The sequence below is a fragment of the Agrobacterium sp. SORGH_AS_0440 genome, assembly GCF_031453135.1.
Taxonomy (GTDB): domain Bacteria; phylum Pseudomonadota; class Alphaproteobacteria; order Rhizobiales; family Rhizobiaceae; genus Agrobacterium; species Agrobacterium pusense.
The window spans coordinates 1,660,744-1,679,691 of record NZ_JAVIYR010000002.1 but is presented as its reverse complement, the minus strand read 5'-3'; the positions used below and the strand labels follow the sequence as shown (position 1 = coordinate 1,679,691).

At 60.3% G+C, this 18,948-nt stretch carries 17 protein-coding genes; 5 read left to right on the top strand and 12 right to left on the bottom strand.

Going from position 1 to position 18,948, the window contains the following annotated elements; all coding sequences use genetic code 11:
- The 4 genes from QE453_RS17500 to recG are packed head-to-tail and all read right to left on the bottom strand — an operon-like array spanning nucleotide 1 to nucleotide 3,083.
- A complete protein-coding gene (locus QE453_RS17500; protein WP_309777593.1) occupies nucleotides 1–384 on the bottom strand; it encodes a type II toxin-antitoxin system VapC family toxin in 384 nt (127 codons plus the stop codon).
- Nucleotides 381–638 carry a type II toxin-antitoxin system Phd/YefM family antitoxin gene (locus QE453_RS17495; RefSeq protein WP_045533761.1) on the bottom strand — a complete coding sequence of 86 codons (258 nt, stop codon included), beginning with the start codon at nucleotides 636–638 and terminating at the stop codon, nucleotides 381–383. The genes QE453_RS17500 and QE453_RS17495 overlap by 4 nt, the downstream gene beginning before the upstream one ends.
- A gap of 54 nt (nucleotides 639–692) precedes the next feature.
- Nucleotides 693–965 carry a hypothetical protein gene (locus QE453_RS17490; protein WP_004442322.1) on the bottom strand — a complete coding sequence of 91 codons (273 nt, stop codon included), beginning with the start codon at nucleotides 963–965 and terminating at the stop codon, nucleotides 693–695.
- 12 nt (nucleotides 966–977) lie between these two features.
- A complete protein-coding gene (gene recG / locus QE453_RS17485; protein WP_309777590.1) occupies nucleotides 978–3,083 on the bottom strand; it encodes an ATP-dependent DNA helicase RecG in 2,106 nt (701 codons plus the stop codon).
- Nucleotides 3,084–3,271: 188 nt separating this feature from the next.
- Between recG and QE453_RS17480 the strand changes: the two genes are divergently transcribed.
- The 3 genes from QE453_RS17480 to QE453_RS17470 all read left to right on the top strand — a co-directional run bounded on the left by QE453_RS17480 (nucleotide 3,272) and on the right by QE453_RS17470 (nucleotide 7,806).
- Nucleotides 3,272–3,583: a succinate dehydrogenase assembly factor 2 gene (locus QE453_RS17480; protein ID WP_037092537.1), complete on the top strand. Its 312-nt coding sequence runs from the start codon at nucleotides 3,272–3,274 to the stop codon at nucleotides 3,581–3,583.
- Nucleotides 3,584–3,587: 4 nt separating this feature from the next.
- A complete protein-coding gene (mfd, locus tag QE453_RS17475) occupies nucleotides 3,588–7,085 on the top strand; it encodes a transcription-repair coupling factor (protein ID WP_112554530.1) in 3,498 nt (1,165 codons plus the stop codon).
- 376 nt (nucleotides 7,086–7,461) lie between these two features.
- Nucleotides 7,462–7,806: a hypothetical protein gene (locus QE453_RS17470; protein ID WP_309777587.1), complete on the top strand. Its 345-nt coding sequence runs from the start codon at nucleotides 7,462–7,464 to the stop codon at nucleotides 7,804–7,806.
- Between the two features lie 55 nt (nucleotides 7,807–7,861).
- Here the strand turns inward: QE453_RS17470 and QE453_RS17465 are convergent, their stop codons facing one another.
- From QE453_RS17465 to QE453_RS17455, 3 genes are read right to left on the bottom strand one after another with little or no spacing between them, the layout of a single operon-like run.
- The gene (locus QE453_RS17465; protein ID WP_004442314.1) at nucleotides 7,862–8,794 is read right to left on the bottom strand and encodes a DMT family transporter; all 933 of its coding nucleotides are present in this window, start codon (nucleotides 8,792–8,794) and stop codon (nucleotides 7,862–7,864) included.
- A 49-nt stretch (nucleotides 8,795–8,843) separates the two neighbouring features.
- Nucleotides 8,844–9,512 carry a DsbA family oxidoreductase gene (locus tag QE453_RS17460; RefSeq protein WP_113380544.1) on the bottom strand — a complete coding sequence of 223 codons (669 nt, stop codon included), beginning with the start codon at nucleotides 9,510–9,512 and terminating at the stop codon, nucleotides 8,844–8,846.
- 39 nt (nucleotides 9,513–9,551) lie between these two features.
- Entirely contained in the window at nucleotides 9,552–11,399 is a 1,848-nt protein-coding gene (locus QE453_RS17455; protein WP_309777585.1) for an extracellular solute-binding protein, read from the bottom strand.
- A 307-nt stretch (nucleotides 11,400–11,706) separates the two neighbouring features.
- Between QE453_RS17455 and QE453_RS17450 the strand changes: the two genes are divergently transcribed.
- Complete coding sequence (locus tag QE453_RS17450) at nucleotides 11,707–12,363, top strand: invasion associated locus B family protein (protein ID WP_004442311.1); 657 nt, start codon at nucleotides 11,707–11,709, stop codon at nucleotides 12,361–12,363.
- A 101-nt stretch (nucleotides 12,364–12,464) separates the two neighbouring features.
- On the opposite strand, the gene hspQ is transcribed toward QE453_RS17450, so the two are convergent.
- From hspQ to QE453_RS17430, 4 genes are all read right to left on the bottom strand, one after another.
- On the bottom strand, nucleotides 12,465–12,794 hold the full coding sequence (hspQ, locus tag QE453_RS17445; RefSeq protein WP_004442310.1) for a heat shock protein HspQ: 330 nt from the start codon (nucleotides 12,792–12,794) through the stop codon (nucleotides 12,465–12,467).
- A gap of 87 nt (nucleotides 12,795–12,881) precedes the next feature.
- A complete protein-coding gene (locus tag QE453_RS17440; protein ID WP_006698824.1) occupies nucleotides 12,882–13,802 on the bottom strand; it encodes a DMT family transporter in 921 nt (306 codons plus the stop codon).
- A gap of 99 nt (nucleotides 13,803–13,901) precedes the next feature.
- Entirely contained in the window at nucleotides 13,902–15,311 is a 1,410-nt protein-coding gene (glnA, locus tag QE453_RS17435; protein ID WP_004442307.1) for a type I glutamate--ammonia ligase, read from the bottom strand.
- A 70-nt stretch (nucleotides 15,312–15,381) separates the two neighbouring features.
- Nucleotides 15,382–15,720, bottom strand: coding sequence for a P-II family nitrogen regulator (locus QE453_RS17430; protein ID WP_003515720.1), 339 nt, complete (start codon nucleotides 15,718–15,720; stop codon nucleotides 15,382–15,384).
- A gap of 357 nt (nucleotides 15,721–16,077) precedes the next feature.
- Between QE453_RS17430 and QE453_RS17425 the strand changes: the two genes are divergently transcribed.
- Nucleotides 16,078–17,553, top strand: a complete 1,476-nt coding sequence (locus QE453_RS17425) for an NAD(P)H-hydrate dehydratase (RefSeq protein ID WP_142185304.1) — start codon at nucleotides 16,078–16,080, stop codon at nucleotides 17,551–17,553.
- A 237-nt stretch (nucleotides 17,554–17,790) separates the two neighbouring features.
- On the opposite strand, the gene QE453_RS17420 is transcribed toward QE453_RS17425, so the two are convergent.
- Nucleotides 17,791–18,831: a GlxA family transcriptional regulator gene (locus QE453_RS17420; protein ID WP_004442297.1), complete on the bottom strand. Its 1,041-nt coding sequence runs from the start codon at nucleotides 18,829–18,831 to the stop codon at nucleotides 17,791–17,793.
- Nucleotides 18,832–18,948 lie beyond the last annotated feature (117 nt).

The following is an 18,948-nucleotide window of genomic DNA, read 5'->3' as shown; positions in this document are numbered from 1 at the left end:
CTAGAGAACGCCCGGGATGTCCGTCTGCGAAAAGTCGTTACCGACATAAAGCAAACGGCAACCCTCTGTTTTCGCCAGCTCGTAGGCAAAGCAGTCGCCGAAATTTAGTCCGGCAGGATGAACGCCCTTGCCCCAAATGCGATAAGCTTCCGAAACGCCATGCGTCGATTTGGGGGTGACGGGCTTGATTTCGGCGCCCAGACCTTCGATCAGCATCTCTAGTTCCCGGCTGCGGTCGCGCCGCTGCGCCACGATCATGGCCTCCGCAAGCGTCCCCGCTGAAATGAGCAGAGGTTCATCAGTTTCGAGCGCTGAGGCGCAGGCATCCGCTTTGGGTTCATCGAGCAGGATCGTCATCAGAGCCGACGTATCGATAACGATCATTTCGGAAGGCCGTGCTCGTCATAGAGAAGATCCTGACTATGCGCGGCGTCCGGGCCATTATCGCCTTTGTTGGCGACAGTCGCGCGCACTTTTGCGAGCGCGGCGCTACGGGATGTTTTATCCGCCGCGACGGTGACCGGAACCAGCCGCACGGCTGCGTGGCCATGACGGGTGAGAATGACCTCATCACCGGCTTCGGCGCGGCGCACCAGTTCGGTAAGCTGACTTTTTGCATCAGTCACGGATATCTGCACGGCTAACCTCGGGCGTTAAAGTTAGCGTTATACTAGTCCATTCAATGGACCATATCAATCCTCGTCGTCCAGATCATCCACGTCTGTTCCTGTAGTCGTGGCGTGGAACACCGGCACGAAGAGCCGCATATAGACCAGCCTCACGCTCCAGCCTTCTTCCAGCGCCCGGCTCCATGCCTTTTTGCGGCCGGGCTTCTTGAACGCCTTGCCAATCGCCTTCTTCTCGCTCTTCGCAAATGTTTCGGGCTGGAGGATATTCTGCGGCGAGCAGAGCGCGTAGCCCTTGCGGAAGGCGGGTGGCGGGCGGCGCGGGTCGATCATGTTCATGGGCGTTCACTTTCAGCCGGCGTGCAGGAAACGAATCGCTTCGTCGCGGCGGTGCAGATAGAGCAGGGTGCGTAGCGCATCGCCGCGTGGACCTGTCAGTTCAGGGTCGCGCTCGATGACATAGGCGGCGTCCTTGCGGGCGATTTCCAGGAGGTCGGCATGAGCCTCGAGGCTGGCGATGCGGAAGCCAGGCGTGCCTGATTGACGCGTGCCGAGCAATTCGCCTTCGCCGCGCAGCTTCAAATCTTCCTCGGCGATCAGGAAGCCGTCCTCGCTGTCGCGCAGGATGGAGAGCCGCGCGCGGCCGTTTTCGCTGAGCGGGCCCTTGTAGAGCAGGATACAGGTGGAGGCCTCGTCGCCGCGTCCGACGCGGCCTCGCAGCTGGTGCAGCTGGGCGAGGCCGAAACGTTCGGCGTGTTCGATCACCATGATGGTGGCATCTGGCACATCGACGCCGACCTCGACTACCGTAGTTGCCACCAGCAGGCGGGTTTCGCCGTTCTTGAAGGCGAGCATGGCGGCGTCCTTCTCCGGGCCGCTCATACGCCCGTGAATGAGGCCGATGTTGGCGCCGAGCATCTGCGAGAGAACCGCGTGGCGCTCCTCCGCCGACATCAGGTCGGACTCCTCCGTCTCCTCCACCAGCGGGCAAATCCAGTAGGCTTTTTTGCCGTCCTTCAGCGCTGCGCGCAGCCGCTCAACAATATCGCCGATGCGTTCGGTTGGGATCGTCACGGTCTGGATGGGTTTGCGGCCCGCCGGTTTTTCGGTGAGCTTGGAGACATCCATGTCCCCGAAGGCGGCCAGTACCAGCGTGCGTGGAATGGGCGTGGCGGTCATGACAAGCATATGCGGCGTGATGCCCTTGGCAGTTAGGCGCAGGCGCTGATGCACGCCGAAACGGTGTTGTTCATCCACCACGGCCAGCACAAGGTTCTTATAGGTGACGCTGTCCTGGAACAGCGCATGGGTGCCGATGACGATCTGCGCTTCGCCCGAGGCCACGCGCTCCTCGATCTCGCGGCGCTCCTTGCCCTTGGTGCGGCCGGTCAGCACTTCCACCGTGAGGCCCACGGCCTGGGCGAGTTTGGAAATGGTGGCGTAATGCTGACGGGCGAGAATTTCGGTCGGCGCCATCAGCACCGCCTGTCCGCCGGCCTCCACCACCGTCGCCATGGCCATCAGCGCCACCAGCGTCTTGCCGGCCCCCACATCGCCCTGCAACAGCCGCAACATGCGGTCTTCGCCGGCCATGTCGGTCAGGATATCCTTGACGGCTGCGCTCTGGCTTGCCGTCAGCGAGAAGGGCAGTTGCGCGAGGATTTTGGCGGCGATATCGCCCTTGGCGCGGATCGGCTGGCCCGCCACCTTGCGCAGCCGCTGGCGCACCAGCGCCAGTGACAGCTGTCCGGCGAGGAATTCGTCGTAGGCGAGCCGTAGGCGCGCCGGGGCTTGCGGTTCGATATCGGCACTGTCGCGCGGGTCGTGGAGCTCGCGGAAGCTGGATGCCACGTCACCGAAGCCCTGCCGGGTCTTGAGCGTCTCATCGATCCATTCCGGGAAGACCGGCAGCTTCGAGAGCCCGCCTTCGATCGCCTTGCGCAACACCTTGGCGGAAAGGCCGGCGGTCATGGGATAGACGGCTTCCACAAGGGGCAGATTTTCCGCCTCGGAAAGCTTCACCATGAAATCCGGGTGCACCATGGAGGCTCGACCGTTGAACCAGTCCACCTTGCCGCTGACGAGAACCTCTTCATCGACGGGCAGGGCCTTTGACAGCCAGTCGCCCTTGGCGCGAAAGAAGGTCAGCGCCAGTTCGCCGGTTTCGTCATGCAGGAAGACGCGATAGGGCGCGGAGCGGTTACCCGGCGGTGGCGGCTGATGGCGGTCGACACGTCCCTGAATGGTGACAATGGCGCCGGGTGCTGCAAGCGCGATGCCGGGACGGTTGCGGCGGTCGATGACGTTGGAGGGCGCATGGAACAAAAGGTCGATAACGCGCGTATCGTCCGCATTCTCCCGTCCCAGAAGTTTTGCCAGGAGATCGGCAAGCTTCGGCCCCACGCCGGCAAGCGTGGAGACGGAGGCAAACAGCGGATCGAGAATGGCCGGGCGCATGGGCAGCAAAATCGGGGAAGGGGACGGCTTATGCAAGACTTCGCAGGTCACAAAGCCGGGTTATCACCGGCAGATTTTCGTGGCGGTGGTATTATTTCGATAAAAACCGGTTCCCAAGCGTTCGCCTCCTGTTCTATAGGAGGTCGCAGTCAACACATTGTTGATTAGTCAACCGAAAGGTGAATGCGATGACTGGACTGGTGCGCACGAGTGCCGACCTCGATCCGAGACGCCGGCGGATACTTTACCGCTGCTGGCACCGCGGCATTCGCGAGATGGACCTCGTTCTCGGGCAATTCGCGGAAGACAATATCGCGCTGCTTTCCGATGACCAGCTCGATGAGCTTGAAGTCATCATGGCGGAAGAGGATAACGACCTCGTCAAGATGGTGACGGGGGCGCTTGCAATTCCTGAAAAGTTCCAGACCCCCCTGTTCATGAAGATCGCCTCCTACCGTCCCGATTTCGATCTCGTCACCGCAGACAACGTGAAAGCCTGAAACCATGATAGCCGGATTCGATGCAAAGCTGGTGTCGTCGGCCGATACGCCGCTGACCATCGGAAACGTGCCCGCCGGCATGGAGGCGCTGCTGCTTGCCGAGATGGCGCGCGCAGGCACCTCGGTTGCCTATGTGATGTCGGATGGCCAGCGCATCGCCGATCTCGAACAAATTCTCGGCTTTGTTGCGCCCGATATTCCGGTCATGACGCTGCCGGCCTGGGACTGCCTTCCCTATGACCGCGTGTCACCAAGCGCCGACACGTCGGCGCGTCGCCTGGCCGCGCTTGCCGGTCTCATCAGCCACGCGAAGAAACCGCATCCGGCCATCGTGCTGGTCACCGTCAACGCGATGCTGCAGAAGATGGCCCCGCGCGACATCATCGAAAGCCTTGGTTTCTCTGCCAGACCCGGCAACCAGATCCGCATGGAGGATATTGCCGCGCGGCTGGAGCGCAACGGTTTCGACCGGGTTGCGACGGTGCGTGAGGTGGGCGAGTTCGCCGTGCGCGGCGGTATTCTCGATGTTTTCGTGCCGGGCACCGAGGAGCCTGTGCGGCTCGATTTCTTCGGCGATACGCTGGAGAGCATCCGTACCTTCGATCCGGCCAGCCAGCGGACCATCGGCCAGGCGCGCTCGCTCGATCTGAACCCCATGAGCGAAGTGACGCTGACGCCCGATACGATCAGCCGGTTTCGTAAGAATTACCTCTCGCTGTTCGGTGCGGCGACGCGTGACGATGCGCTTTATCAGGCCGTTTCCGAGGGCCGCCGTTATGCCGGCATGGAGCACTGGCTGCCGCTGTTTTACGAGAAGCTGGAGACCGCCTTCGATTATCTGAAGGGGTTCCGCATCGTCACCGATCACACGGCACGCGAGGCGGCCAAGGAGCGCTCCAAGCTGGTGCTCGATTATTACGAGGCGCGGCGGGCTTCCGGCGAGACGAAGGGATCGACGCAGGGTGCGCCCTACAAGCCCGTGTCTCCCGGTCAGCTTTATCTCAACGGCAAGGATTTCGATACGGCCCTTTCTGCCGTCAATGCGGTGCGTCTGACGCCCTTCAATGAGCAGGATAGCGAGGGAAGACCCGTCGCCACGCTGGACGCGCATGTCGGCCCGCGCTGGGCGCGGCAGCCAACCGAAGGCGAAAGCGAAGAGCGGGTCAATGTCTTTGCCCTGGCTGTGAAACACATAGCCGAGCGCCGCGCCAAGGGCTGGAAGGTGCTGATAACAGGCTGGTCGGAAGGCTCGCTCGACCGGTTGCTGCAGGTGCTGAACGAACACGGGCTTGAGAAGATCAAGCCGGTTACCTCGCTAAAAGAGGTGGAGAAGCTTGGCAAAGGCGAGGCGGCCTCGGCGGTGCTGAGCCTTGAAGCCGGTTTCGAAACCGGAAATCTTGCCGTTATCGGCGAGCAGGACATTCTCGGCGACCGCATGGTGCGGCGCTCCAAGCGCCGCAAACGCGGTGCGGATTTCATTTCGGAAGTGGCCGGTCTGGACGAGGGCTCGCTCGTCGTTCATGCCGAACACGGCATTGGTCGTTTTGTCGGCCTGCAGACCATCGAGGCGGCGGGCGCACCGCGCGCCTGTCTCGAACTGCACTATGCCGATGACGCCAAGCTGTTTCTGCCGGTTGAAAACATCGATCTCCTCTCGCGTTACGGCTCGGACGCGGCGGAGGCGACGCTCGACAAGCTCGGCGGCGGCGCATGGCAGATGCGCAAGGCCAAGCTCAAGAAGCGCCTGCTTGACATGGCCGATGAGCTTATCCGCATCGCAGCGGCGCGTCTCGTGCGCCATGCGCCGGAGCTTGTCGCGCCGGACGGGCTCTATGATGAGTTTGCTGCCCGTTTCCCCTATGATGAAACCGAGGACCAGCTGAACGCCATCGAGGCGGTGCGGGAGGATCTCGCGGCCGGCCGGCCGATGGACCGTCTCATCTGCGGCGACGTTGGCTTCGGCAAGACCGAAGTGGCCCTGCGCGCCGCCTTCCTTGCCGCCATGAATGGCGTGCAGGTGGCTGTCGTGGTGCCGACCACGCTGCTCGCCCGCCAGCATTTCCGGACTTTCTCGGAGCGTTTTCGCGGGTTGCCCATCCGCGTGCAGCAGGCTTCCCGTCTCGTCGGCTCCAAGGAACTGGCGCTGACCAAAAAGGAAGTTGCCGATGGCAAGACCGATATCGTCGTCGGCACGCATGCGCTGCTTGGTGCGGGCATCAGCTTTGCCAATCTCGGCCTGCTCATCATCGATGAAGAGCAGCATTTCGGCGTCAAGCACAAGGAGCGGCTGAAGGAGCTGAAAAGCGACGTGCATGTGCTGACGCTATCGGCAACGCCCATTCCGCGCACCTTGCAGCTCGCCATGACCGGGGTTCGCGAACTGTCGCTCATCACCACGCCGCCTGTCGACCGCATGGCGGTGCGCACTTTCATCTCGCCGTTTGACCCGCTCGTCATTCGTGAGACGCTGATGCGCGAGCATTACCGCGGCGGCCAGAGTTTCTACGTTTGCCCGCGGCTTGCCGATCTCGCCGATATCCATGCCTTCCTGCAATCGGATGTGCCGGAACTGAAGGTGGCGGTGGCGCATGGGCAGATGGCGGCGGGCGAGCTGGAAGACATCATGAACGCCTTCTACGACGGCAAATATGATGTGCTGCTATCGACGACCATCGTTGAATCCGGCCTTGACGTGCCGACCGCCAATACGCTGATCGTGCACCGCGCCGATATGTTCGGTCTTGCCCAGCTTTACCAGCTGCGTGGCCGTGTCGGCCGCTCCAAGGTGCGCGCCTTCGCGCTCTTCACCCTGCCGGTCAACAAGGTGCTGACCACGACTGCCGAGCGCCGGCTGAAGGTGCTGCAATCGCTCGATACGCTCGGCGCCGGTTTCCAGCTGGCGAGCCACGATCTTGATATTCGCGGTGCGGGCAATCTACTCGGGGAAGAACAGTCCGGCCATATCAAGGAAGTCGGTTTCGAGCTTTATCAGCAGATGCTGGAAGAGGCTGTCGCCGAAGTGAAGGGTGACGAGCAGGTGCAGGACAGCGGCTGGTCGCCGCAAATTTCGGTCGGCACATCCGTCATGATCCCGGAAGATTATGTTCCTGATCTGCATCTGCGCATGGGTCTTTACCGCCGGCTTGGCGAGCTCGCCGATATCAGCGAGATCGACGGTTTCGGCGCTGAAATGATCGACCGTTTCGGCCCGCTGCCAAAAGAAGTGCAGCATCTTCTCAAGATCGTCTACATTAAGTCGCTCTGCCGCATTGCCAATGTCGAGAAGCTGGATGCCGGGCCGAAGGGCGTTGTCGTTCAATTCCGCAACAAGGAATTCCCGAACCCGGCGGCGCTTGTCGGTTACATTGGCAAGCAGGGATCGATGGCGAAGATCCGTCCCGATCACAGCCTGTTCCTCAACCGCGATCTGCCGACGCCGGAAAAGCGGCTGACGGGTGCGGCGATGATCATGACGCAGCTGGCGGAGCTGGCTCGGTCGTAGATTTGAGTTTCAGAGGGTGGGCTATTTGGTACCGCAGGTGGGTGGGGTTTACCCCCCTCTGCCCTGCCGGGCATCTCCCCCTCAAGGGGGGAGATCGGCAAGATGCACTGTCACCACTCCATCCTCTAACGTCGAGATAATGCGAGACATCGCCGCAGATCGATCTCCCCCCTTGAGGGGGAGATGCCCGGCAGGGCAGAGGGGGGTAAAGCCACACCCACCTTTGGCCACTCACGAATGCCCCCACGCGGCTCAGCGAAAATTACCGCAATGTAACGAAACGGACATCTACCGGTATTCTTCGCAGGCGTAATCTCATCCTCATACCCGGTGCGGCGGATGAGTGGATGCCGCCGGGTGATGAAGGAGCAGGACGATGTGGACCAATATCAACAGGTTTGCCACCGCTGGTCTGGTTGCCTTGACAATTGCGGGCACCACAATTGCCACCACCAGTCAGGCGGAAGCGCGCGATAATTTCGGCCGCGGCCTTGCCGCCGGTATTGCCGGCACGATCATTGGCGGAGCGCTGATTGCAGGTGCAAGGCACCCGGGCTACGCTTACGGCCCCGCCTATTACGCGCCGGCTTATGGTCCGCCCGTCTATGCTGCGCCGGCTTATGGCCCGCCGGTCGTTTATGAACCCGTCTATCCCCGCTGCCATGTAGCCTGGAGGCAGAACGCCTGGGGCGACATGTATCGGGTCAGGGTTTGCGATTGATTGAACGCCGGACCGGCGGTGCCTGAAGCGCCGCCGGTTTTTTCGCTCTCTGTGGCTAGTGACTGTCTTCCGGCGTAATACCGACAGCCACGTTCTGGTCTGTCGCGGCGATGGAGGCGGGCAATGGCACCTTTCTCTGTTTCTCGCGGAGCAGTGTCAGCAGGCCGGATCCGACGATGAGGGCAATGCCGATCAACATCCAGCCGTCGATACGATCGCCAAAAATCAGATAACCGAACAGGATGGCCCAGAGCATCTGGCTATATTGCGTCGGGCCGATCATGGCGGCGGGCGCATATTGGGCGGCGTACATGACCAGAATGTTGCCAAGCGCGCCGAGCAGGCCGTATCCTGCCAGCAGCAGCCATTGTTCGCCACCCGGCATGACGAAGCTCGGCACCATGGCAACGCCGCTGATGACGAGACAGCCCAGCACGCCCGCACCATAAAGCGAAACATTCTTTTCCGATGGGCCCATGGCGCGGAAGATCACGATGCTGAGCGCGCCGCTGAAGCCGGCGATGATGGCGCCCAGATGGCCTATGCCCAGTTCACGGAATCCGGGCCGCAGGATGATGAGCACACCCAGAAAACCGATGATGACGGCCGACCAGCGGCGAATGCCCACCTGTTCCTTGAGAAACATCACCGACATGATGGTGACGAAGGACGGAAGCAGGAAGATCAGCGCGAAAGCTTCCGCCATGGAAAGATGGGTAAAGGCAGTCACGCTGCCGACAGCGCCGGTGCCGGCCGAAAAAAAGCGGATGATCCAGAGCGGCCGGTTGGTTGTTTTCACCACATCCAGCCAGCTGTCGTTGCGTTTGCGGATGAAGGGCAGGGCGACGAGGCCGAACAGGGCCCCGAAGAAGGCCGATTCTATGGGAGAAATCTGACCTTCAATGAGTTTAACGCTGGCATCGCTCCAGGCATAGGCAGCGAAGGCTGCAAAGGCGAGCAGAATGCCTTTCAGGGTCTGGTCGGACACGGAAACACCGGCAAAATGGAGTTGTTGAAAACCGCCGGTAATTTGACCGTCAGTTCATCGATCTATGCTCGTCCGCCTTGATTTTTGCAATATCCCGCAATGCAGCAATCAGGACATCGGGTGTTTGTGCACCGCTTATGGCGTATTTCTGGTCGATGATGAAAAAGGGCACGCCGGCGACACCCATCTGCTGGGCGGCGTCGATTTCAGCGACGACCGTATCCTTGTCCGCGTCCGAAGCCAGCAGCCGCTCGACGACTTTCGCATCCATGCCGGCCTTTGCGGCAACGTCGACCAGCACGGCATGATCACCGATATTGCGGCCTTCCTCGAAATTGGCCTTGAACAGGCCGGTCACGACGCGTTCCTGGACGTCGCGGCCTTCGGAATGGGCCCAGAGCGACAGGCGATGGGCATCGAGCGTGTTCGGCCCGATCTTGATCGCGTCGAAATCGTAGGTAATGCCGACTTCCCTGCCGAGCTGAACCAACGTGGCATGGGCCTGTTCCAGACGCTCCTTGCCGAGCTTTTCCTCGAGAGCGGCTTTCTGGTCGACTCCTTCCGGCGGATAGTCCGGGTTGAGGCGGTAGGGACGCCAGTTCACGTCGACGCTGATTTCATCCTGCACCTCGGCAATGGCGAGATCGAGCCGGGCCTTGCCGAGATAACACCACGGGCAGACCATGTCCGATACGACGTCAACAACGATGCGTTCCATGGCTGATGTTCCTTATATGATAGACATGACGGTGGCAGGTTATTGCGCCCGCGCGTCCCACCAGGTCTGTTTCTGATTGCCCTGTATTGGAGTGATATCCGGGCGGTCGATATATTTCCAGCGGGCGACCCATTGGGCGCCGATATAATAGAGCGGAATGATATAATGTCCGGCCACAAGCAGGCGGTCATAAGCGCGCACGGCCGCCTGGAAATCTTCCGTCGAGCGGGCCTGCAACAGCGCCTCTATCATCCGGTCTATATCGGGATTGGCAACACCTGCATAGTTGAAGCTGCCCTGCGCATCACGCGAGAGTGAGTTCCAGCGGTTCAGCTGCTCCATGCCGGGCGAAAGCGACGAGGGCAGGGAGCGGATGATCATGTCGTAATCGAAGCTGTTCGAGCGCGACTGGTATTGCCCGTCATCAACCGAGCGGATGCCCATGGCGACGCCGATCAGGTTCAGCGAACGCTGATAGGCGAGCGCGATACGCTCCTGCGCCGGGTTCTGCGTCATGATTTCGAAAGCGAGCTGGCGGCCATTGGCATCGGACATCCTGCCGTTCTTGATGCTGTAGCCAGCCTCTTTCAGCGTGTCGACGGCCATTTTGAGCACCTTGCGGTCGGCGCCCGTGCCGTCCGTGGTCGGCAGCGCATAGGTGCCGGCCAGAAGCTCCGGCGGCATGGACTTTGCCGCGTCACCGAGCAGCGCCAGTTCGCGCGCGTCGGCGGCGTTGCCATAGGCGCCGAGCGGCGAGTTCTGCCAGTAGCTCTGCGTCCGCTTGAAGGAGCCGCCGAGGATGTTTTTGTTCATCCACTCGAAATCGAAGGCATAGGTAAGGCCTTCGCGTACCTTTTCGTCAGCGAAGACGGCACGGCGGGTGTTGAAGACGAGACCGAACATGCCGGTCGGCAGGCGCGGCTGGAACACGTCCTTGACGATATCGCCGCGATGCACGGCGGGGAAATTATAGGCCTGCCCCCAGTGGGAGGTATCGGAGGTGCCATTGATGGCATCGCCTTCCGGGTAGATGTCGATATCGCCCTTCTTGAAGGCCTCGAACATGGTCGTGACCTGGAGGAAATAGGTGATGCTGATCTCGTCGTAATTGTCGAAACCGACTTTGCCGGGAATGTCCTTGCCCCAGTAGTCGGGGTTTCTCTCCCAGATGATTCGTTCACCCGGGCGCAGCGTCTTGATTCGGTAAGGGCCGGAGCCGACAACCGCACCGAGGCCCGCCTGCTCGAATTTTTCCGGATCGGTCGCGTGTTTCGGCAGGATCGGCGTTGAAGAGGCGAGGATGAGAGGCGTTTCGCGATTCGCCTTTTCGTTGAAGTTGAAGCGCACGCTGTGTTCGCCGGTCTTCTCCATCTTGGCTACGCCGTCGAGACGGCTGTTGAATGGCGGGCGGCCCTTTTCCTTCAGGAGATTGAAGGTGAAGATCACGTCATCAGGCGTTACCGGCTCGCCATCCGACCATTTCGCCTTGGGGTTGATGTTGAACTGAACGAAGCTGCGCTCGTCGTCCCACTCCACGGTTTCGGCGAGCAGCCCATAGAGGCTGAAGGGCTCGTCGCTGGAGCGAGACATCAGCGGCTCGTAAAGAAGATTGCCGAATTCCGGATCCCAAACACCACGGGCGGTGGTGCGCATTCCCTTGAGAACGAAGGGGTTCAGGCTGTCGAAGGTGCCGACCACGCCATAAGAAATGCGGCCGCCTTTCTTCACGTCCGGATTGACATAAGGAAGGTGTGAAAAATCTGCGGGAAGCGCTGGCGTGCCATGCATCGAGATGGCGTGCAGCGGTTGCGCTACCGCACTCCCGCCGGGAAGCAGGGATGATCCCAAAAGAAACAATGCGGGGATGAGGGCCGCAAGGTTGCGCATGTCACTGTCCTGTCTCAACTGTCCGTCCGATGTGCGTCAGGACCGTTTATCGTCATGATTCTGGCAGATATGTAGCACACCGACATTGCATGACCCATGCAAGCGCGGGAAATCTTGGCTCCGCTCAAGAAAAAGTTAAAGAAGTGCTGGATATCGCCGCGAACGGCATGTAACAGGGGGACCGGAAGAGACGGGTCACGCATTTGCCTCATTTAAACGACAGTTGAACGGGCAGAAGGATACCGCCATCGACGAACAGGACCTTGAGCGGTTCTGTTCTGGCAGACATTCAGGAGACGGAACTCTTATGATGCACAAGGCAAACACATTCACCCGGACGGCTCTGTCCGCTCTGGTCCTCTCTCTCGGCGCTGTGTCCGCTCCGGCCATCTCGCAGGCGCAGGATGCTGCTCCGGCTGCTCAGGGCGCTGGCGCTCCGCCGCTCGGCTGGTTCAAGACCTGCTCCAAGCAGGAAGACAACGATGTCTGCGTTGTGCAGAACGTGGTTCTCGCCCAGAACGGCCAGATGATCACGGCTGTCGGCCTCATCACCGTTGAAGGCAAGGTCAACCGCAAGCTTCTGCAGGTTTCCGTTCCGACCGCGCGTCTCATTCCTCCGGGTGTGATGATGCAGATCGATGGCGGCAAGGGTCAGAAGCTCGATTACGCCGTTTGCCTTCCCGACAAGTGCACGGCTGAAGTGCCGCTGACGGACGCCATGATCGCTTCGCTGAAGAAGGGTAGCGAGGTGGTCTTCACCTCCATCAACTTCCGCCGCGCGCCGAACCCCATCAAGATCGCGCTTTCCGGTTTCACCGGCGCTTATGACGGCCCGGCAATCACCCAGTCGCAGCTGGCCGAAAGCCAGCGCAGCCTGCAGGAAGGCATGCAGAAGAAGGCGGAAGAAGCTCGCAAGAAGCTCGAAGCTGCTCAGGACGCTGCCAAGGGCGCGCCGAAGCCCTGATTGCCGCGCAAGCTCGAAAAAACAGAAAACCGGTCTGGCGACAGACCGGTTTTTTTATGCGTGTTTGATATCCCCGGGAGGAGGGAGATGCTTGGCGGGCGTCAGTGCGCCGTGGACATTTTTGGGCGCCATTCGCCGTTCGGCGCCTTGTCAAAGATGCGGCCGATATTGGGATTTCGGAGCGGCGTCTCGTTTTCGTCGTGGACGAGGTTCTGTTCGGAAACATAGGCGACATATTCCGTCTCCTCGTTTTCGGCGAGAAGATGATAGAAGGGCTGGTCGCGTTCCGGCCTGATTTCCGCGGGAATAGCGTTCCACCATTCCTCGGTATTGGCATATTCCGGGTCCACGTCGATTACCACACCGCGGAACGGAAACACCTTGTGGCGAACGATCTCGCCAAGCGTGAATTTTGCGTTTCTTTGTTTCATGGCATGTACTTCCTTTCCCAATACTAGTTGGTATCGGAACGCGAAATATCAAGACCTGGCGCTTTGACGCTGCTCTGCCGTTCGTGTTCAGCGCCCTTTGCCGATTGGCGCGGTGGCGATGATGACGCCGCCGGTGACCAATACGATGCCGATGGCATGATAGGTCTCGAAGGATTCGCCGAGAAACACCGTCGCCATGAGGATCGAGACCGGCGGCATCATGTACAGCGTAATTCCCGCCGTGGCGGGACCGAAAACGCGTACCGTGTGGGTAAAGCAATAAAAGGCCAGAAGTGAGGCGAACAGGATGATGCCGCCGATCTTCGCCCATGCAACAGGCGTGGCAGGCAGCATGCCGCCCTGTGCGAGTTCCAGTGCTGCCGGCGGCAGAAGGACAAGCGCGCCGGAAAATGCAATCAGTCCGAAGAGACTGAAGGACACCATCTGCCGCGCCGCCGGATCGCGCAGCAGCACGGAATAGATCGCAAAGGCAATGGCCGCGGTCAAAATTGCAAAGTCGCCGATGTTGAAATTCATGTGCCGGAGAGCGGAGATATCGCCCTTGAGCACGATGGCGGCGACGCCGGCGAAGGCGATAATCATGCCCGCCACTTCAAGCTTCCGGATCGGCCGGCCCTGAAAGATGCGCTGGAACAGGATGATGAACAGCGAGGAGGTGGTGTAGATCAGCGTGCCGTTGGCGGCCGTGGTCATGGTGAGGCCCCAATAGACCACGCCGCCGCAGATGCCCATGCCGAGAATGCCGAGGACGAGCCAGAGCAGCGTCTTGTGCCGCACGAAAGCAAGGCAGTTGCGCCAGTCGGCGATCATGAAGGGCGCGATGATGAGCGTCGAGCCCATCCAGCGGATGAAGGCGGCGATGAAAGGCGAGACCTCACCGACGACGCCGCGGCCGAAAACGACGTTGCTGGCGAAAAAGAAGGGAACGGCCAGAAAGATGAGCCAATCCGTGAGGCGGGTTTGCTGCGTGGCTGGCGTGTTCGGCATTCTTCACGGTCAGGGTTGAACTTCAAAAGAAAACGGCGGCTTTCCGGGGAAAACCGCCGCGATGAATGGAGCGCCCCGGTGGAGCGCCCGCAGGGCCGATCAGGCCGAGTAGTACATGTCGAATTCGACCGGGTGAGGGGTCATTTCGAAACGCATGACTTCCTGCATCTTCAGTTCGATGAAGCTATCGATCTGGTCGTCGTCAAACACGCCGCCTGCGGTCAGGAACTTGCGGTCCTTGTCGAGGCTTTCCAGCGCTTCACGCAGCGAACCGCAGACGGTCGGGATCTTCTTCAGTTCCTTGGCAGGAAGGTCGTAAAGGTCCTTGTCCATCGGCTTGCCGGGATGGATCTTGTTCTTGATGCCGTCGAGGCCGGCCATCAGCATGGCCGCAAAACCGAGATAGGGGTTCTGGGTCGGGTCCGGGAAGCGGACTTCGACGCGCTTTGCCTTCGGGTTGGAGCCGAAGGGGATACGGCAGGAGGCGGAACGGTTGCGCGCGGAGTAGGCGAGCAGAACCGGCGCTTCATAACCCGGCACCAGACGCTTGTAGGAGTTGGTGGTGGGGTTGGTGAAAGCGTTGATCGCCTTGGCATGCTTGATGATGCCGCCGATGTAGTACAGGCAGGTTTCGGAAAGACCGGCATATTCATCGCCTGCGAAGGTCGGCTTGCCGCCCTTCCAGATCGACTGGTGAACGTGCATGCCCGAGCCGTTGTCGCCGAAGATCGGCTTCGGCATGAAGGTTGCCGTCTTGCCATAGGCATTGGCGACCTGGTGCACAACGTACTTGTAGATCTGCATCTTGTCGGCGCTGGAGACCAGCGTGTCGAACTTCACGCCCAGCTCGTGCTGTGCGGCAGCCACTTCGTGGTGATGCTTTTCAACGACGACGCCCATTTCGGCGAGAACCGTCAGCATTTCGGAGCGCATGTCCTGCAGGCTGTCGATCGGCGGAACCGGGAAATAACCGCCCTTGACGCGCGGACGGTGGCCGAGGTTGCCGGTCTCGTAGTCGGTGTCGTCATTGGACGGCAGTTCGGACGAATCGAGCTTGAAGCCAGTGTTGTAGGGGTCTGCCTTGTATTTCACGTCGTCGAAGACGAAGAATTCAGGCTCGGGACCGACGAAAACCGTGTCGCCGATACCTGATGCCTTGAGGTAGGCTTCGGCCTTCTTGGCGGTGCCGCGCGGGTCGCGGTTATAGGCTTCGCCCGAGACCGGGTCGAGAATATCGCAAAGGACGACCAGGGTGGACTGGGCGAAGAACGGGTCGACATGGGCGGTGGCCGGATCTGGCATCAGCACCATGTCGGACTCGTTGATGGCCTTCCAGCCGGCGATCGAGGAGCCGTCGAACATGACGCCATCGGCGAACATGTCTTCGTCGACGCATACCACGTCCATGGTGACGTGCTGCAGCTTGCCCTTGGGGTCGGTAAAGCGCAGGTCCACGAACTTGATGTCGTTATCCTTGATCTGCTTCAAGATATCGTTTGCGGTCGTCATTTAAACTTTTCCTTGAGTGTGATGATGACGAGGTGAAAACCCAAGCCTCCCCGGCTCGGGACTTTTTTAATTATATGGCGTCCACGCCTGTTTCACCGGTACGGATGCGGATGACTTCCTCGACATTGGAAACGAAAATCTTTCCGTCGCCGATGCGTCCGGTCTGCGCCGCATTGCGGATCGCCTCGATGACGGCTTCCGCATTCTCATCCGCCAATACGACTTCGACTTTCACTTTCGGCAAAAAGTCCACGACGTACTCTGCACCGCGGTAGAGTTCCGTGTGGCCTTTCTGACGACCAAAGCCTTTTGCTTCCGTGACCGTGATTCCCTGAAGTCCGACTTCCTGAAGGGCTTCCTTCACTTCGTCGAGCTTGAAAGGCTTAATGATCGCTTCGATCTTTTTCATGAGAAAATATCTCTCCGCTTCTCCCGTTAAAGCAGGTAACTCCCGCTCTGCCACAAGAATGCACGTATTGTGCCAGATCGGAAGCGGGCTTGAAGAAAAAACTTCGCCCCGCGGCCTTTCCCGCACAAAATGCATTCGCTTTTCGCGGTTCTACCGGCAATTCGTCACTAGAATCCGAAAAATCCATCAGCATTTCTGCGGTTTTCTTTAATATTAGAAATTTTTAAAATTCGATTATGCTGTGGTCGCGGGTTGAGCTATTGCACATATTATATGCATTTGAGTATTTTTTGGTCTCCGAATTTTGCTTATTTTTGTATCGATTGCCTTTCCTGCGTTTTGAAGGAATGATGGGGCATGACCTCCATTTCCGAGTTCCTCCTTCTCGACCCGGCTGTGATGGCGCGCATCGATGCGGCAGCCGGCCAATCCGGCATCCCGCTTTACGATTTGATGGAGCGTGCGGGGCAGGCGGTGGCTGCTTCGGCGCTTCGGCATTACCCGCAGGCGCTGCGCTTCGTCGTCCTGTGCGGCAGCGGGAATAACGGCGGTGACGGTTATGTCGCGGCGCGGGCGCTGGCGCAAAGCGGCGCTAAAGTCGAGGTCCATCACCTCGGCGATATCGGCCTTCTTAGTGGGGATGCACGCGTGGCCTTGGAGCGGAGCGGCGTGACGCCGCTGCCGCTCGATGCCTATACGCCTCTTTCCGGCGACGTGGTGATCGACGCCGTGTTCGGAGCCGGGCTGTCCCGCGATGTTCCGCCGGAGCTAGTCCGGCTGATCGAGGCGGTCATGCAGGCGAAGGTGCCGATTCTTGCCGTGGATCTGCCCTCGGGGCTTTGCGGCCGGCGTGGCGTGGCGCTTGGCGCATCGTTCAGGGCGGAGCGCACGATCACCTTCATGGCGCGCAAGCCGGGTCATCTACTGATGCCGGGGCGGGAGCTTTGCGGAGCGCTGGAGGTTTTTGATATCGGCATACCGTTGCGTATCCTCGATGCTCATAAGGGATCGGTGGCGGAAAATAATCCGTTTGTCTGGCGGGATGCCTTGCCGCGCGCCGGTAGGGAGACCCATAAATTCCGCAGGGGGCACCTGACGGTCTTCTCGGGCCCCGCCCATGCGACGGGTGCTAGCCGCATGACCGCGCTTTCAGCGCTGAAGGCGGGGGCGGGGATCGTTACTGTCGCAGCGCCGAAAGCGGCGCTCGACGTGCTGTCTGTCACATTGACGGCCGTGATGAACGTTCCGATGGACAATGCCGACGATCTACGCGTGTGGCTTGACGATGAGCGTCACGGCGCCTTCGTTCTCGGCCCGGGCTTCGGCGATCTCGAAAAGGCGCGGCACTTCGTGTCGCTGCTTGGCGACAAGTCGGTGGTGCTGGATGCCGATGCGATCACGGCCTTCAGGGATGATACGGATGTCCTGTTCGAGCGTATCACTTCCGGTGCGGGCAAATTCGTGCTGACACCGCATGAGGGCGAGTTCGCCCGGCTGTTTGCCGATCTGGCGGCCGATGGGAGGCTGAGCAAGATCGAGAAGGCGCAGGTCGCTGCGGCGCGCAGCGGCGCGGTTCTGGTCTATAAGGGTGCGGACACGGTGATCGCTTCGCCCGATGGCCGGGCGCTGGTCAATACGAACGCCCCGGCGAGCCTTGCGACGGCGGGATCGGGTGACGTTCTGGCCGGTATCATCGGCGCGCTATTGGCGCAGGGCGCACCTGCCTTCGAAGCGGCTGCAGCCGGGGTCTGGCTGCATGGCGAGGCGGGCGACAGAGCGGGCGCCGGCATGACGGCGGAGGACCTCGCCCATGCGGTTCGGCCGTTTGGGTGAATTGGTCTGATTTGCTGGCTGCTCGCTGAACCTGCGCTCTTACCACAGTTCCATCATCCGCACTTCGTCACCCCGGACTGGATACGGGCTCCAGCGCGATCAGGTCCTTGATCGCGAAATACTCTTCTCACGGCGCAGACGCGCGGTGGCTGGATGCCGGATCTAGTCCGGCATGACGGAGGACAGGTTTTTGCTCTGAGACAAGTCCTGTCGCGCTCGGGACCTTCAACTCCGCCTTCAATGGGCGGCCTTGCCTGCCTGGCTCGCCATTGCCATGCGCGAAGCACTGATCAGCAGCTTGCGCTCGGCGCGCTCCTGCTGCGGGGTGCGATTGTAGATTTCGCGATAACACTTCGAGAAATGCGACGCTGACACGAACCCGCAGGCGACGGCGACTTCCACCACCGGCATGGCCGATTGCACCAGCAGGTGACGGGCGCGGTCAAGGCGGATTTCAAGGTAATAGCGGGCGGGCGAGCGGCCCATTTCCTGGCGGAAGAGGCGTTCCACCTGCCGGCGCGACAGATCGGCGGCGTCGGCGATATCGAGCAGCGACAGCGGCTCGGCAAGATTGCCTTCCATCAATTCGATGATCGACAGAACCTTGCTGTTCTGCACGCCAAGGCGGGCGCGCAGCGGCAGGCGCTGACGGTCGTTGGGGCTGCGCACGCGGTCGGTCAATTGCTGTTCGCAGACGCGGTTGACGAGGTTCTCGCCGAAATCCTGGCCGATCAGGCTCAGCATCATGTCGAGCGAGGCCGTGCCGCCAGCGCAGGTATAGATGTTGCTGTCGACTTCGAAGAGATCTGCGTAGACTTCCACCTGCGGGAAGGCTTCGGAAAAGCCGGGCAGGTTTTCCCAGTGGATCGCGCAACGTTTGCCGTTGAGGAGGCCAGCCTGCGCAAGGATATGGGCGGCGGTACAAAGGCTGCCGATGGCGATACCACGATTATAGGCTTCGCGCAGCCAGGCGTTGACCGATTTGTTGATGTGTTGATCCACATCGATGCCCGAACAGATGATTGCCATTTCCGGGCGGTTTTCGCCGCTGACATAACGCCGCTCATCTGCAAGACAGGTATCGGCCTCAAGACAGATGCCGCTCGATGACATGACCTTCTGGCCATCGAGCGAGGCGATGCGCCATTCATAGGCCTGGTAGCCCAACATTCGGTTGGCGATGCGAAGCGTTTCAACCGCTGCGGCGAAGGGCAGCATGGTAAATTGCGGAATGAGAAAAAAGACGATTGAGCGCTTCTTCTGGGAGTTTCTGCTCATTTGCCCGTGCTCCGTTGCGAATACGCAATTCCTCCCTTGGAATTGGTCTTCTGGATGTCCTGTATGCGACATCTTTAACGAAAAATACGCCGTGGAATCGGGGCTGTCAAAAAATAG

Excerpts from the sequence above, each read along its gene's own strand:
- QE453_RS17500 (WP_309777593.1), bottom strand. The coding sequence starts at position 384 with ATGATCGTTATCGATACGTCGGCTCTGATGACGATCCTGCTCGATGAA.
- QE453_RS17490 (WP_004442322.1), bottom strand. The coding sequence starts at position 965 with ATGAACATGATCGACCCGCGCCGCCCGCCACCCGCCTTCCGCAAGGGC.
- recG (WP_309777590.1), bottom strand. The coding sequence starts at position 3,083 with ATGCGCCCGGCCATTCTCGATCCGCTGTTTGCCTCCGTCTCCACGCTT.
- QE453_RS17480 (WP_037092537.1), top strand. The coding sequence starts at position 3,272 with ATGACTGGACTGGTGCGCACGAGTGCCGACCTCGATCCGAGACGCCGG.
- mfd (WP_112554530.1), top strand. The coding sequence starts at position 3,588 with ATGATAGCCGGATTCGATGCAAAGCTGGTGTCGTCGGCCGATACGCCG.
- QE453_RS17470 (WP_309777587.1), top strand. The coding sequence starts at position 7,462 with ATGTGGACCAATATCAACAGGTTTGCCACCGCTGGTCTGGTTGCCTTG.
- QE453_RS17460 (WP_113380544.1), bottom strand. The coding sequence starts at position 9,512 with ATGGAACGCATCGTTGTTGACGTCGTATCGGACATGGTCTGCCCGTGG.
- QE453_RS17455 (WP_309777585.1), bottom strand. The coding sequence starts at position 11,399 with ATGCGCAACCTTGCGGCCCTCATCCCCGCATTGTTTCTTTTGGGATCA.
- QE453_RS17450 (WP_004442311.1), top strand. The coding sequence starts at position 11,707 with ATGATGCACAAGGCAAACACATTCACCCGGACGGCTCTGTCCGCTCTG.
- hspQ (WP_004442310.1), bottom strand. The coding sequence starts at position 12,794 with ATGAAACAAAGAAACGCAAAATTCACGCTTGGCGAGATCGTTCGCCAC.
- QE453_RS17440 (WP_006698824.1), bottom strand. The coding sequence starts at position 13,802 with ATGCCGAACACGCCAGCCACGCAGCAAACCCGCCTCACGGATTGGCTC.
- glnA (WP_004442307.1), bottom strand. The coding sequence starts at position 15,311 with ATGACGACCGCAAACGATATCTTGAAGCAGATCAAGGATAACGACATC.
- QE453_RS17430 (WP_003515720.1), bottom strand. The coding sequence starts at position 15,720 with ATGAAAAAGATCGAAGCGATCATTAAGCCTTTCAAGCTCGACGAAGTG.
- QE453_RS17425 (WP_142185304.1), top strand. The coding sequence starts at position 16,078 with ATGACCTCCATTTCCGAGTTCCTCCTTCTCGACCCGGCTGTGATGGCG.
- QE453_RS17420 (WP_004442297.1), bottom strand. The coding sequence starts at position 18,831 with ATGAGCAGAAACTCCCAGAAGAAGCGCTCAATCGTCTTTTTTCTCATT.